The sequence below is a fragment of the Parundibacterium terreum genome, assembly GCF_014636315.1.
GTDB classification, from domain to species: Bacteria; Pseudomonadota; Gammaproteobacteria; order Burkholderiales; family Burkholderiaceae_D; genus Undibacterium; species Undibacterium terreum.
The window spans coordinates 1,161,782-1,175,318 of sequence record NZ_BMED01000002.1 but is presented as its reverse complement, the minus strand read 5'-3'; the positions used below and the strand labels follow the sequence as shown (position 1 = coordinate 1,175,318).

General features: G+C 55.0%; 14 protein-coding genes. 5 read left to right on the top strand and 9 right to left on the bottom strand.

Annotated features, from left to right (window positions below):
• Positions 1–28 precede the first annotated feature (28 nt).
• From IEW12_RS14270 to IEW12_RS14260, 3 genes are all read right to left on the bottom strand, one after another.
• Complete coding sequence (locus IEW12_RS14270; protein WP_188566670.1) at positions 29–511, bottom strand: glutathione peroxidase; 483 nt, start codon at positions 509–511, stop codon at positions 29–31.
• Complete coding sequence (locus IEW12_RS14265; RefSeq protein ID WP_188566669.1) at positions 508–1,644, bottom strand: PilT/PilU family type 4a pilus ATPase; 1,137 nt, start codon at positions 1,642–1,644, stop codon at positions 508–510. Before IEW12_RS14265 ends, IEW12_RS14270 begins: the two co-directional genes overlap by 4 nt.
• A gap of 86 nt (positions 1,645–1,730) precedes the next feature.
• Positions 1,731–2,774: a type IV pilus twitching motility protein PilT gene (locus tag IEW12_RS14260; RefSeq protein ID WP_188566668.1), complete on the bottom strand. Its 1,044-nt coding sequence runs from the start codon at positions 2,772–2,774 to the stop codon at positions 1,731–1,733.
• A 162-nt stretch (positions 2,775–2,936) separates the two neighbouring features.
• Here IEW12_RS14260 and IEW12_RS14255 point away from each other — a divergent pair, with 162 nt between their 5' ends.
• The gene (locus tag IEW12_RS14255; protein WP_188566667.1) at positions 2,937–3,653 is read left to right on the top strand and encodes a YggS family pyridoxal phosphate-dependent enzyme; all 717 of its coding nucleotides are present in this window, start codon (positions 2,937–2,939) and stop codon (positions 3,651–3,653) included.
• Positions 3,654–3,853: 200 nt separating this feature from the next.
• Here the strand turns inward: IEW12_RS14255 and IEW12_RS14250 are convergent, their stop codons facing one another.
• Positions 3,854–6,085 (bottom strand): NADP-dependent isocitrate dehydrogenase, encoded by a 2,232-nt coding sequence (locus tag IEW12_RS14250; protein ID WP_188566666.1) that lies wholly within the window; start codon positions 6,083–6,085, stop codon positions 3,854–3,856.
• A 421-nt stretch (positions 6,086–6,506) separates the two neighbouring features.
• Between IEW12_RS14250 and proC the strand changes: the two genes are divergently transcribed.
• Positions 6,507–7,334 carry a pyrroline-5-carboxylate reductase gene (proC, locus tag IEW12_RS14245; RefSeq protein ID WP_188566665.1) on the top strand — a complete coding sequence of 276 codons (828 nt, stop codon included), beginning with the start codon at positions 6,507–6,509 and terminating at the stop codon, positions 7,332–7,334.
• Between the two features lie 38 nt (positions 7,335–7,372).
• On the opposite strand, the gene IEW12_RS14240 is transcribed toward proC, so the two are convergent.
• From IEW12_RS14240 to ubiA, 5 genes are read right to left on the bottom strand one after another with little or no spacing between them, the layout of a single operon-like run.
• Positions 7,373–7,795 carry a hypothetical protein gene (locus tag IEW12_RS14240; RefSeq protein WP_188566664.1) on the bottom strand — a complete coding sequence of 141 codons (423 nt, stop codon included), beginning with the start codon at positions 7,793–7,795 and terminating at the stop codon, positions 7,373–7,375.
• A 5-nt stretch (positions 7,796–7,800) separates the two neighbouring features.
• Positions 7,801–8,127, bottom strand: coding sequence for a YqjK family protein (locus IEW12_RS14235; protein ID WP_188566663.1), 327 nt, complete (start codon positions 8,125–8,127; stop codon positions 7,801–7,803).
• A gap of 3 nt (positions 8,128–8,130) precedes the next feature.
• A complete protein-coding gene (locus IEW12_RS14230) occupies positions 8,131–8,526 on the bottom strand; it encodes a phage holin family protein (protein ID WP_188566662.1) in 396 nt (131 codons plus the stop codon).
• 5 nt (positions 8,527–8,531) lie between these two features.
• The gene (locus IEW12_RS14225; protein WP_188566661.1) at positions 8,532–8,840 is read right to left on the bottom strand and encodes an ElaB/YgaM/YqjD family protein; all 309 of its coding nucleotides are present in this window, start codon (positions 8,838–8,840) and stop codon (positions 8,532–8,534) included.
• Between the two features lie 54 nt (positions 8,841–8,894).
• On the bottom strand, positions 8,895–9,758 hold the full coding sequence (gene ubiA / locus IEW12_RS14220; RefSeq protein WP_229751111.1) for a 4-hydroxybenzoate octaprenyltransferase: 864 nt from the start codon (positions 9,756–9,758) through the stop codon (positions 8,895–8,897).
• 443 nt (positions 9,759–10,201) lie between these two features.
• Here ubiA and ugpB point away from each other — a divergent pair, with 443 nt between their 5' ends.
• The 3 genes from ugpB to ugpE all read left to right on the top strand — a co-directional run bounded on the left by ugpB (position 10,202) and on the right by ugpE (position 13,436).
• The gene (gene ugpB, locus IEW12_RS14215; RefSeq protein ID WP_229751134.1) at positions 10,202–11,482 is read left to right on the top strand and encodes a sn-glycerol-3-phosphate ABC transporter substrate-binding protein UgpB; all 1,281 of its coding nucleotides are present in this window, start codon (positions 10,202–10,204) and stop codon (positions 11,480–11,482) included.
• Positions 11,483–11,638: 156 nt separating this feature from the next.
• Positions 11,639–12,523 carry a sn-glycerol-3-phosphate ABC transporter permease UgpA gene (ugpA, locus tag IEW12_RS14210; RefSeq protein WP_188566658.1) on the top strand — a complete coding sequence of 295 codons (885 nt, stop codon included), beginning with the start codon at positions 11,639–11,641 and terminating at the stop codon, positions 12,521–12,523.
• Positions 12,524–12,584: 61 nt separating this feature from the next.
• Positions 12,585–13,436 (top strand): sn-glycerol-3-phosphate ABC transporter permease UgpE, encoded by an 852-nt coding sequence (gene ugpE / locus IEW12_RS14205; protein WP_188566657.1) that lies wholly within the window; start codon positions 12,585–12,587, stop codon positions 13,434–13,436.
• Positions 13,437–13,537: the final 101 nt, after the last annotated feature.

Here is a 13,537-nt window from a genome sequence, read left to right as displayed (position 1 = left end):
CAGTCGGATGGTATGCTTTGCTACAGGCTTATTCGGCCAGCAGCTTTTCTATATCTTCCACCATTTCCTTTGGTGTTGTCGACGGCGCGTAGCGTTTGAATACCGTGCCGTCCTTTTTCACCAGGAATTTGGTGAAATTCCATTTGATGCCTTCGCTGCCCATCAGGCCGGGTGCTTTGGCTTTCAAATGTTTGTACAGAGGATGGGCGTCGTTGCCGTTGACCTCGATTTTTTCAAACAGAGGAAAGCTCACGCTATAGTTCTTTTCGCAGAAGGCGCCGATTTCTTCGGCGGTGCCGGGTTCCTGATGCAGGAACTGGTTGCACGGAAAACCCAGTACCTCCACGCCCTTGTCCTTGAACTGACGGTAGACTTCTTCCAGCCCCTTGTACTGCGGAGTGAAGCCGCAATTGCTGGCGGTATTGACGATCATCACAACCTTGCCCAGATACTGCCTCAAGTCTACCGGGCTGCCCTGCAAGCTGTTCGCGGTGAAATCCAGTGCGCTCATACGATTCCTAGATGTTGGGTTCCTGCGCTCAGGTCGCGGTCTTTTGCATCCTTGCCTTGCAGCATGATGGCAAGGCGCAGCTCATTGACCGAGTCGGCATTGCGCAAGGCGTCTTCATAGGTAATCATGTCGGCTTCATGCAGGTCGAACAGCGCCTGGTCAAATGTCTGCATGCCCAATTCGCGTGATTTTTTCATGATTTCCTTGATCTCGTGCACATGGCCCTTGAAGATCAGGTCGGCAATCAGTGGGGTATTGAGCAGGATTTCTACTGCTGCGACACGTCCTTTTTTTCCTTTGATGGGCAGCAGCCTTTGGGAAATGACGCCCTTCAGGTTCAGCGACAAATCCATCAGCAACTGCGCGCGCCGCTCTTCCGGGAAAAAGTTGATCATCCTGTCCATCGCCTGGTTGGCGCTGTTTGCATGCAGCGTGGCCAGGCACAAGTGGCCGGTTTCCGCAAAGGCGATCGCAAAGTCCATGGTCTCGCGGTCGCGGATCTCGCCGATCTGGATCACGTCAGGTGCCTGGCGCAGCGAATTTTTCAGAGCTGCACCCCAGTCTTCAGTATCAATACCTATTTCGCGCTGCGTGACGATGCAATTACCGTGCGGGTGCACATATTCAATCGGGTCTTCCACCGTCAGGATGTGGCCGTAGCTGTTCGCATTGCGGTAGCCGACCATCGCTGCCAGCGTCGTCGATTTACCGGAGCCGGTGGCGCCTACCATGATGACCAGGCCGCGCTTGGTCATCGCCACTTCTTTCAGGTTCATCGGCAGACCCAGGTCTTCAAACTTGGGAATCGCCGTGGTGATCGTCCTTAGCACCAGGCCGACGCGGCCCTGCTGCATGAAAGCGGATACCCGGAAGCGGCCCATACCGGCAGGGTTGATCGCAAAATTGCATTCCTTGGTCGCCTCAAACTCAGCCGCCTGCTTGTCGTTCATGATGGCCCTGGCCAGGTCCACCGTATGCGCTGCGGTCAATGCCTGGTTGGATACCGGCGTTACCTTGCCATCTATCTTGAAGGCGGGTGGAAATTCTGCGGTAATAAACAGATCTGAGCCGTTCTTGGTCAGCATCAGCCGCAGCAAGTCGTGCATGAATTTGGTTGCCTGATCGCGTTCCATGTTTCCCAGAGCCTTTTTCTATAAGCGTAAAGCGTTATTCGTTGATGCGGAGCCGGCTGCCGGATGGTCCGTTGCCGGCGGGATAATTAGCCGGGGAAGTTGTCCGGTATTTTCGCTGCCGCACGTGCAGTCGCAGCAGAAATTGCATTCCTGCGTACCAGGTCGGTCAGGTTCTGATCCAGTGTCTGCATGCCGATATTGCTGCCGGTCTGTATCGCGGAATACATCTGCGCAATTTTTGCTTCACGGATCAGGTTACGGATCGCCGGCGTGCCCAGCATGATCTCATGCGCGGCCACACGGCCACCGCCATCCTTGGTCTTCAGCAGCGTTTGCGAAATAACGGCCTGCAGTGATTCGGACAGCATCGACCGCACCATTTCTTTTTCTTCCGCCGGGAAAACGTCGACAATACGGTCAATGGTCTTTGCAGCAGATGATGTATGCAGCGTGCCGAACACCAAGTGACCGGTTTCCGCTGCGGTCAGCGCCAGGCGTATGGTTTCCAGATCGCGCAACTCGCCGACCAGGATCGCATCAGGATCTTCACGCAGTGCTGAGCGCAGCGCATTCTGGAAGGACATCGTATGCGGGCCGACTTCGCGCTGGTTGATCAGGCATTTCTTCGACTCATGTACGAATTCGATAGGATCTTCCACAGTCAGGATATGGCCGTATTCATTTTCATTCAGATGGTTGACCATCGCTGCCAGCGTAGTCGATTTACCGGAACCCGTAGGACCGGTGACCAGTACCAGTCCGCGCGGCTTCATCGCCAGCTCGGCAAAGATCTTGGGTGCGTTCAGTTGTTCCAGGCTCAGAATCTTGGATGGAATGGTACGCATGACCGCTGCGGCGCCGCGTTCCTGGTTGAATGCATTGACACGGAAGCGAGCCAGGCCGGGGATGGAAAAAGAAAAATCGCACTCCAGCACTTCTTCATAGGCTTTGCGCTGCGAGTCATTCATGATGTCATAGATCAGTGAATGGACATCCTTGTGTTCCAGTGGCGGCAGGTTGATACGGCGTACGTCGCCGTGCACACGTATCATTGGTGGCAGGCCTGAGGATAAATGGAGATCGGAAGCGTTGTTCTTGACCGAAAATGCGAGTAGTTCTGAAATGTCCATTTATAATTCCGATGTCGATTAAGAAGAATGACTGTATGCGGGCGAAGCGAGACTAAAGCTCAGCCAAATGCCTTCGTGCGATGAAACTGCCGACTGCAATTCCACAACACGCCGGGTGGTTTGCTGCCCCGCCAAAATAATGTACTAGAAGTAACCCTGATTATGTCCTCAAACTCCATATCTGACAACTTGCAAACTGTGCAGGATGAATTGTCTGCTGCCTGCCAGGCAGCGGATCGCCCGGCGACGCAGGTTGCCCTGCTGGCCGTTTCCAAGACCTGCAGTCCGCAGCAGGTAGTGGAAGCCGCCAGAGCCGGCCAGCGAGCCTTCGGCGAGAACTACGTGCAGGAAGCGATGGACAAGATGGTGGCCGTCGCTACGCTGGCGCCCGAGCTTGCGCTGGAATGGCACTTCATTGGCCCCATACAAAGCAATAAGACCCGCCAGATAGCCGAGCATTTTTCCTGGGTCCACTCAGTGGATAGGGAAAAGATTGCAGTAAGGCTATCTGAACAGCGGCCCTCGAATCTGCCGCCATTGAATATTTGTTTGCAAATAAACATTAGTGGTGAGGCCAGCAAGAGTGGTGTTGCACCAGATGAAGCACTGGGGTTAGCCCTTAAAATTGCGTCACTACCCGGTTTGCGCCTACGTGGTTTGATGGCTGTGCCGGAACCTACGGATGATGCTGTTACGCAACGTTTGCCGTTTGCAGCGCTGCGTCAATTACAGGAAGCGATGCGCGCTGAGGGTTTGCCGCTGGATACCTTGTCCATGGGCATGAGCGCGGATATGCGGGCGGCCATTGCCGAAGGTAGTACCATCGTCAGGATAGGAACTGCAATATTCGGAAAGAGGGATTACGCCAAGAACTTGTAAAACGCAGGTTCAGGCTATGCCGGCATTGGCGGCATGATTGAAATTCGTTTGAGATATTTGATTTGACTTGCAGCACAGCTTAGGCTGCTGCCAGCCATCTGCATGGCTGGCAGCCAGGTTGTCCGTGGCGCGCTGCAATGCGCCACGGACACTTTGCGAACAGTGCAGCGTTGCCCGCTGCACTGTTCATTCCGGCTTTATTACATGGAGGCCAATACTGCGTTGAAGCTTGCGCTCGGACGCATGACTGCTTCGGTTTTCACTGGGTCGGGCAGGTAGTAGCCGCCGATATCCATTTCCTTGCCTTGCACGTCTTTCAGCTCAGCGATGATCTTGGCCTCATTCTCAGCCAGTGCCTTAGCCACTGGCGTGAAATACGCCTTCAGTTCCGCGTCATCTGTCTGCGCTGCCAGCGCCTGCGCCCAGTACAGGGTCAGATAGAAATGGCTGCCGCGATTGTCGAGTTCGCCGGTACGTGGCGAAGGTGACTGGTTATTGTCCAGCAGCTTGCCGGTGGCTTCATCCAGCGTCTTGGCCAACACCTTGGCCTTGGCGTTGCCGGTCTTGATGCCCATGTCTTCCAGCGATACCGCCAGAGCCAGGAACTCACCCAGGGAATCCCAGCGCAGGTGATTTTCTTCCACCAGTTGCTTGACATGTTTGGGAGCCGATCCGCCTGCGCCTGTTTCGTACATTCCGCCGCCGGCCATCAACGGCACGATGGACAGCATTTTGGCGCTGGTGCCCAGTTCCATGATAGGGAACAGGTCAGTCAGATAGTCGCGCAGGATGTTGCCGGTTACCGAAATGGTGTCCAGGCCGCGGGCTACGCGCTCCAGCGTGTAGCGCATCGCGCGCACTTGCGACATGATCTGGATATCCAGGCCATTCGTATCGTGATCCTTCAGATAGACCTGAACCTTCTTGATCACTTCGTTTTCATGCGGACGGTATGGGTCGAGCCAGAATACTGCCGGCATGCCGGAGTTGCGGGCGCGGGTGACGGCCAGTTTGACCCAGTCGCGTATCGGTGCGTCCTTGACCTGGCACATGCGCCAGATGTCGCCTTCTTCCACGTTCTGTGTCAGCAGCACTTCGCCAGTGGCGAGGTCGACGATGTTGGCGACGCCGGCTTCCGGAACTTCAAACGTTTTGTCGTGCGAACCGTATTCTTCTGCTTGCTGTGCCATCAGGCCGACGTTAGGTACGGTACCCATAGTGCGCGGGTCAAAGTTGCCATGCCATTTGCAGAAGTTGATCATTTCCTGGTAGATGCGGGCAAAGGTGCTTTCCGGCATCACGGCCTTGGCGTCTTTCGGACGGCCATCGGCACCCCACATCTTGCCGCCGATACGGATCATGGCTGGCATCGATGCATCGACAATCACGTCATTAGGCGAATGGAAATTGGTGATGCCTTTGGCTGAATCGACCATCGCCAGTTCAGGACGGTGTTCGTGGCAAGCGTGCAGGTCTTTCAGGATTTCTTCGCGCTTGGATGCAGGCAGCGTTTCGATCTTGTCATACAGGTTGACCATGCCGTTGTTGACATTGACGCCCAGTTCTTCGAACAGTGCGGCGTGCTTGGCGAAGGCTTCCTTGTAGAAAATCCGCACGCAGTGGCCGAACACGATAGGGTGGGAGACCTTCATCATGGTCGCCTTGACGTGCAGCGAGAACATCACTCCGGTCTTGTGCGCGTCTTCCAGCTCCTTCTCATAGAACTCCAGCAGCGCTTTTTTGCTCATGAACATGCTGTCGATGATTTCGCCGGCTTGCAGTGCTACCTTAGGCTTGAGCACGATGGTCTTGCCTGAGCTGGTGAGCAATTCCATTTTGACGTCGCGGGCACGGTCCAGTGTCATCGATTTTTCACCATGGTAAAAATCGCCATGGTGCATGTGGGACACGTGGGTGCGCGATGCCTGGCTCCATTCGCCCATGGAATGCGGGTGCTTGCGCGCGAACTCTTTCACGGCTTTCGGGGCGCGGCGGTCGGAGTTACCTTCGCGCAGCACTGGGTTGACCGAGCTGCCTATGCATTTGCCGTAGCGGGCCTTGAGTGCCTTGTCGGCATCGGTCTTCGGATCTTCAGGATAATCGGGCAGCTTGTAACCGCGGCTTTGCAGCTCGCGCACGCAGGCCATCAGCTGGGCGACCGATGCGCTGATATTAGGCAATTTGATGATATTGGTGTCTGGATGCTGCGTCAGCGCGCCCAGTTCGGCCAAAGTGTTCGGTACTTTCTGGTCGTCGCTCAGGTATTCCGGAAATTCGGCCAACACCCTTGCTGCGACTGAAATATCACTGGCAACAACGTCAACACCGGCTGGCGCGGTGAATTTTTTGATGATGGGCAGCAGCGAGTACGTCGCCAGCAGTGGCGCCTCATCTGTCAGCGTGTAGATGATTTTTGATTTTTGTGTTGCCATGTTCATTCCTTCGTATGCGGTCGGTGCCCGGTGGTTAACATATTCTGGCCCAGGCACGTGGTGGTCTGCCTTGCCCCAGGCAGCTGGTCTATTGGTGCTGAGAGCTTCCTCAGCCAAAGTGCTTATTTTAGACTGTTCCAACGTTATTTGCATAATAAGGACAGCAGCAGGTCACCGGGGAGGGACAGGCATTCTTCCTGTGCCAGAAATTGAAACAATGTGATCCAGGTAATTTAGCGGACGATAGAGTGAGTTGGCGACCAAAGGGGCAGGCCGCAATTTGCTAGCCCCTCGCCTTGGTATGGCTTTTAAGATAGTGTTACTATTAAATAGTGTTATAAAAACAAAGACATACGCAATGCATATGAAATAATCAGTCATCTCGAAGTTAACTCGAAGTCATCTCTTATGTGCCTAAAACATGCAAAGTGAATTGAAAATCGGTTTCATCGGCGGCGGCAATATGGCCAGCGCGCTGGTGGGCGGCCTGGCGGTCAAGCTGACCAGCCCGAACAATATCCATGTGGTGGATGTCAACCAGGAATCGCTGACGCGGATGGAGACGCAGTTCGGGGTCAATACTGCGCTGAAGATCGATGCGGCGCTGGCCGGTAGTGATGTGATCATCCTGGCAGTCAAGCCGCAGCAATTGCATGACGTCATCAGCCAGCTTCAGCCCCATTTGTCCGGCCAGTTGCTGCTATCTATTGCGGCAGGCATACGGGCCGCGGACATCTCGCGCTGGCTGGGCGGCTATGATGCGATCGTGCGCAGCATGCCGAATACGCCTGCGCTGATCAGCAAGGGCGTTACCGGCATGGTGGCGATGCCGGGTGTCAGCGCCGAGCAGCGGCAGGCGGCGGACAATATCATGCGGGCCGTCGGGGCGACGGTATGGCTGGATGATGAAGCCCTGATCGATTCGGTGACGGCGGTATCCGGCAGCGGACCGGCCTACGTGTTCTACTTCATCGAAGCGATGCAGCAGGCGGCGGCGGAGCTGGGACTGAATGCGGAGCAGGGCACGCAACTGGCGATTGCCACCTTCACCGGCGCTGCAGAGCTGGCGGCGCAATCCACGGATGCGGTCTCCGTGCTGAGGGAAAAAGTGACGTCCAAAGGTGGGACTACCTACGCTGCGTTAAGCAGCCTGGAGGCTAGTGGAGTCAAACAGGCTATCGTGCAGGCCGTCAAGGCTGCTGCGGTACGTGGCAAGGAACTGGGCGACGAGTTTGGCCAGCAGGCATAGCCAGCCACTGAAAGTCGCAACAGCCTCTTAGTCCTGCGTTATTTGATTGGCGTACCGATGATGCCTTCTTCATGCCGTTTCATGACATCGAGAAGTTCTTCGCGTACCGTGTCCGCGCTGACCGCCGGATTGGAGAGCATTATCTGTAGCCGCTCAATCTTGCCCCGGCTGATGCGGTTGGTTTGCCATTTTCGGCCAAAGTTGCCGGCGGCGGAAACAGCAGTGATGATGGTGGCTAGCGCCGCCAATAATGCTGCTGCATCTTCCCGGTAGGTATATAAGTCGGGGTAGGCTTTTTCCAGCCACTTGAGTTTGATGACCACCGCCGCACATGCCGAGGTCACCGCAGAAATTCCCAGAGACCAGTGGTGCGCTGTGCTCCAGCTTCGGGAGCCCTTATTGAACCAGCGGTGCTTTTCGGCTAGCTGCTGCTCCAAGTAGCGTTTTTCTTCCTCGTTCATTTGATTCAATCCGTAAATTGATCATTCTTCTGCACGTCGCGAGATGTGGTCCTCGGCCGTATCCCCTGCCACACACGCCAGACCACCAGGCCCTTGTTCAGCCAGGAAAAGAGTTTTTTCGGTTTGACGATGACAGCGGCGGCAACGACACCTGCAATAATCAGCGGATGCCGCTTGACGTGGCCTGCAATACGCAAGCCCGCGTCAACCACGCTCAGCGACTGCCTGGCTTGTAGCGCCTGCAATTGCAGCGCATTGCGCTGCTGCCCGCTTTTTTTCAGCAGCGCAATGCGCCGCTGTGCGAGCCTGTGATTCAGAGTAGGCGTTGCCATAGTTTAGTCCCCGGCGACAGGCTGCGTGCTTGCAGCATCGCCGGGCCGCAGCATGGATTTATCCTTGCCGAGCTCGGCCAGCGTATGTGCAAACAGCCTGGGTTTGCTGCGTATCGCCTGGCGCAGCCACAGGCCAAGCCCCGCCGCAGATCCGGCAAAGACCACGATCAGCGCCAGCAATACCTGGAAGCGGTAGCTGTCCCAAAACAGCGCAATGATCAGCAAGATGCCGATCAGCACGGCGATACCGGCGCAAAACATGGCAATCAGTACGACCACCAGATAGGTCGCATAGCGTGCCAGTTCTTCTTCTACCTCGACGGATACCAGTTCCAACCGGGTATGCAGGATATCCAGCAGCGTCGTCGCCAGACGGCCTATCGACTCAAATATCGCCATCCGTATTATTTACGGCCTATCAGCAGACCTATCAGCAGGCCTACGCCGGCTGCGACGCCGGCAGATTGCCAGGGATTGTCTTTCACGTATTCGTCCGTGGCGCGGGCGGCATCCTTGGTCCTTGTGACGACAGCCTCTTCCAGGCGGATGACCTCTTCCTTGGCATTTTTGAGTGTCGCCTCAAACTTGGCCTTGGCAGCCTTGAAGCCTTCTCCGGTCTGTTGCTCGGAAGTTTGCAGCAATGCTTCTGCATCTTTAATGATCTGGTTCAGGTCGCTCATCAATTTCTCCTTGGCGTTGTCTGCGGAACTCATGGTGTGCCCTTTCAGTAAAAGATGGAAAGTTAATGCATGCAAAAATACTAAGCCTTACTTTAGCGCATAGTCAATAGCGATACCAGCAAAAATAGCAGCGCCCAGCCAGTTATTGTGGCGGAACGCGGCAAAACAGCGCATGCGGTCGCGCTCGCGTATCAGGGTGTAGTGATAGACCGCGCAGCCTGCCGCAACGACCATGCCGGCGACGAACCACAGGCGCAGCCCCATTTGCCAGCCGACCAGCAGGATCAGCGCAAAGCTGATCGCATAGCAAAGCATGATGGCCAGCACGTCATAGCGGCCAAAGGTAATCGCCGAAGTGCGTATGCCTATCTTGAGGTCGTCGTCCCTGTCCACCATCGCGTAGGCGGTGTCATACGCCACCGCCCAGAATATATTGGCGATCAGCAATATCCAGGCAGCGGCGGGCACTTGGTTCTGGACCGCCGCAAATCCCATGGGAATACCGAAACCGAAAGCGATGCCGAGATAGGCCTGCGGTATTGCAAAAAAACGCTTGAAATAGGGATAGCTGCCGGCGATCAGCACTGCCAATACGGATAGCTGCTTGGTCAGCGTATTCAGAGGCAGGATCAGCGCAAAAGAAATCACGGACAGCGCGGCGGCGATCATCAGCGCCTCCCAGCCGGCAATCTTGCCGCTGGTGAGTGGACGTTCGGCAGTGCGCTTCACGTGCTTGTCGAAATCCCTGTCCGCGTAATCGTTGATGGCACAACCGGCAGAGCGCATCAATATCGTGCCCAGGGTAAAAATGACGACCAGCTTCCAGTCCGGCTTGCCGTCCGAGGCCAGCCATAGCGCATTCAGCGTGGGCCACAGCAATAATACGATGCCTATCGGTTTGTTCAGACGCACCAGTCTGAAGTAATGGCCAAGTCGGGTGGAAAACGGCATGCTAATGATGGCTGACATAATAGAGATAGATTCGGATACAGGTTCGGCAACAGCTTAGTGCGCAGCTACAGTTATAAAAGAGTGATAAAAAAAAGCGATAAAAATTTAGCAAGAAATATCGCCTTGAATGAAGACGCTATCCGACACAGGCATGCGGGCGATGTTGTGATTGTGTGGCGATTGTGCGTCGCAAGAGGGAATTATATTGGTATCTGTACACATACGCTTGATCAGATGCTATCGTAGCGCGGTTGTCACAATATATACATAAAATAGGCGGCATTTTGTGAAGGTCTCTGTACTTTGCGCTTTAGTCTCAAACTGGCCAGCAAGCCTCCGATGACTTCGCAGCAGCCTGCAGCGTCCCGTTAGCAAGCCGCCACCACCATTCCCGGGGATAGACGATGAAATTCAAATTCAGCTCCTTTGCTGCCGCCACTGCGATGTTGACGATGACCATGACCGCCGGTTCGGCCCATGCGGTGACGGAAATCAGCTGGTGGCATTCGATGACCGGTGCGCTGGGCGACCGTGTGAATGCGCTGGCAGACCAGTTCAACAAGGGGCAGACAGAATACAAGGTCGTGCCCGTCTACAAAGGCAGCTATGACGAAGCGATGGCCGGCGCCATTGCCGCCTACCGTGCCGGCAATGCACCGAATATCCTGCAAGTATTTGAGGTCGGTACTGCAACGATGATGTACTCCAAAGGCGCGATCAAGCCGGTGTCGGAAGTGATGAAGATCGCTGGCGAAAAATTCGATGCCAGCGTGTACATTCCCGCGGTTGCCGGCTATTACGCGTCACCAAAAGGCGAGCTGGTTTCCTTCCCGTTCAATAGCTCCACCACCGTGTTCTACTATAACAAGGACATGTTCGCCAAGGCGGGCATGGACCCTTCCAAGGCTCCGGCGACGTGGCAGGAAGTGGTTGCTGCTGCGGCGCGCCTGAAAGCCAATGGAGAAAAATGCGGTTTCACGACAGGCTGGCAAACCTGGGTGCACCTGGAAAGCTTTTCTGCCTGGCATAACGTGGAGTTTGCTTCCAAAGCCAACGGTTTCGGCGGACTGGATGCGCGCCTGAAGTTCAACAGCCCTTTGCATGTGAAACATATAGAAAACATGGCGAACTGGGCCAAGCAGGGCTACTTCACCTATGCCGGCCGCAAGAATGAACCAGAGGCAAAATTCTATTCCGGCGAATGCGGCATGCTGACTTCGTCCAGCTCTGCTTACGGCAATATCGCCAAGAATGCCAAGTTCAAATTCGCTGTCGCTCCCTTGCCCTACTATTCGGACGTAGCGGGTGCTCCGCAAAACACCATCATAGGCGGTGCTTCGCTGTGGACCATGAGCGGCAAGAAAACGGAAGAATACAAAGGCGTAGCGAAGTTCTACAAATTCCTGTCGCAGCCGGAAGTGCAGGCCAAGTGGCATCAGGAGACAGGCTACCTGCCGATCACGACGGCAGCCTATGAGTTGACCAAGAAATCCGGATTCTATGAAAAGAACCCTGGCCCGGGCGTCGCCGTGCAACAGATGATCGTCAAGACCACGGACAAATCCCGTGGTGTGCGCCTCGGCAATTTCGTGCAGATTCGCACCGTGATGGATGAGGAGCTGGAAGCGGTGTGGAGCGGCAAGAAAACTGCCAAGGAAGCACTGGATGCGGCGGTACTGCGCGGCAATGAGTTACTAGACAAGTTCGAGAAAGCCAACAAGTAAGCGGCCATAAACCTACTGCGCCATCCGATTTTTCGCCTGTGATGCTCGCCGTACGTCTGTATGGCTGTGCTTCTCGGCGCAAACTCGAACGGCTCGCTACGGTTTCTGGCCCCTTACCAGCTAGCTGTTTTCATTAATTTTCATTTTGGATTTCGCTTGGAAAAACGCGCTCGTTTTCGATCTGCATGGCTGCCGTATTTGCTGGTCGCGCCGCAGATTATTGTGACTATTGTTTTTTTCTTTTGGCCGGCGGTGCAGGCGCTGTATCAGTCCATGCTATTGCAGGACGCGTTCGGCATGTCTACCGACTTTGTCTGGTTTGATAATTTCAAAGCCTTGTTTGCCGATCCCAGCTATCTGGCATCGTTTCAGACAACGGCGCTGTTCTCGGTACTGGTCGCTTTTCTGGGGTTGGCGATTTCCCTGGTGCTGGCAGTGTTTGCGGACCGCATAGTGCGCGGTGCCACTTTATATAAAACCTTTCTGATACTGCCGTATGCGGTGTCGCCGGTTGTGGTTGGCGTGCTGTGGATGTTTTTATTGAATCCCACACTGGGTGTCGTCGCACATGCACTGCGCCATATGGGCATAGAGTGGAACAACCTGCTCAACGGCAGGCACGCGATGATACTGATCGTGCTGGCGGCGGTGTGGAAGCAGATCAGTTACAACTTCCTGTTTTTCCTGGCCGGCCTGCAGGCAATACCCAAGTCCCTGATCGAGGCTGCTGCGATAGACGGCGCCGGCCCGGTACGCCGTTTTGCCACCATCGTATTTCCCTTGCTGTCGCCGACATCATTCTTCCTGCTGGTCGTCAATATCGTGTATTCCTTTTTCGATACTTTCGCCATTGTGGAAGCCACCACGCAGGGCGGGCCGGGCAAGGATACCGAGATCCTGGTGTTCAAGGTATTCAATGACGGCTTCAAGGGCGGTGATCTTGGTAGCGCGGCTGCGCAGTCGGTGATACTGATGAGCATAGTCATCATACTCACCGTTGTGCAATTCAAGTATGTAGAAAAGAAAGTGCAATATTCGTGAAAGTGAAGCATGAAAGTAAATCATGAAAGTAAATCATGAAAGTAAATCATGAAGGTCAAACATGATTGAGCGGCGTCCGGTTCTGGACATGATCAGCCACCTGGTGTTGATACTGGGTGTCATGATCGTGGCCTTTCCCATCTATATCGCGCTGGTGGCCAGCTCGCAGACGGCAGAGCAGGCCGCACTTGCGCCCTTGTCGCTGATACCCGGCGATCAGCTATTTAATAACCTGTCGGCGGTGCTGCAGTCCGGCGCCAGCGGCAATGTCAGTGCCGGGCCTGTGCTCAGGATGCTGTGGATCAGCCTGGCTTCCGCATTGATCATTGCGATTGGCAAGATCAGCATTTCCATGCTGTCGGCGTTTGCGATGGTGTATTTCCGCTTTCCCGGTCGCAGCCTGTTTTTTTGGATGATCTTTGTTACGCTGATGCTGCCGGTGGAAGTGCGCATTACACCAACCTACAAGGTGGTTTCCGACCTTGGCATGCTGAACAGTTATGCAGGCCTGACGATACCGCTGATAGCATCCGCGACTGCGACCTTCCTGTTCCGGCAATTTTTCCTGACTGTACCGGATGAACTGGCGGAAGCGGCGCGCATAGACGGCGCGGGCCCGCTGCGCTTCTTCAAGGATGTGTTGTGGCCACTGTCGCGCACCAATGTGGTAGCACTGTTTGTCATCATGTTCATCTACGGCTGGAACCAGTATTTGTGGCCGCTGCTGATCTCTACAGAGCAGGGCATGTACCCGATAGGCGTCGGCATAAGGCGCATGATTGCCGGTGGCGATGCCGCGGTGGAGTGGAATATGGTGATGGCGACTCTGCTGCTGGCAATGCTGCCGCCGGCGATGGTGGTGATCCTTATGCAGAAATGGTTTGTAAAGGGACTAGTAGATTCCGAGAAGTAATCAGGAACTTTATAAATCTACTGCGCGGGCCAATCTCAAGCCGGCGATGCTCACCGTACATGCGTACGGTTGCGCTTCTCGGCTTGACCTTGACCCGCTCG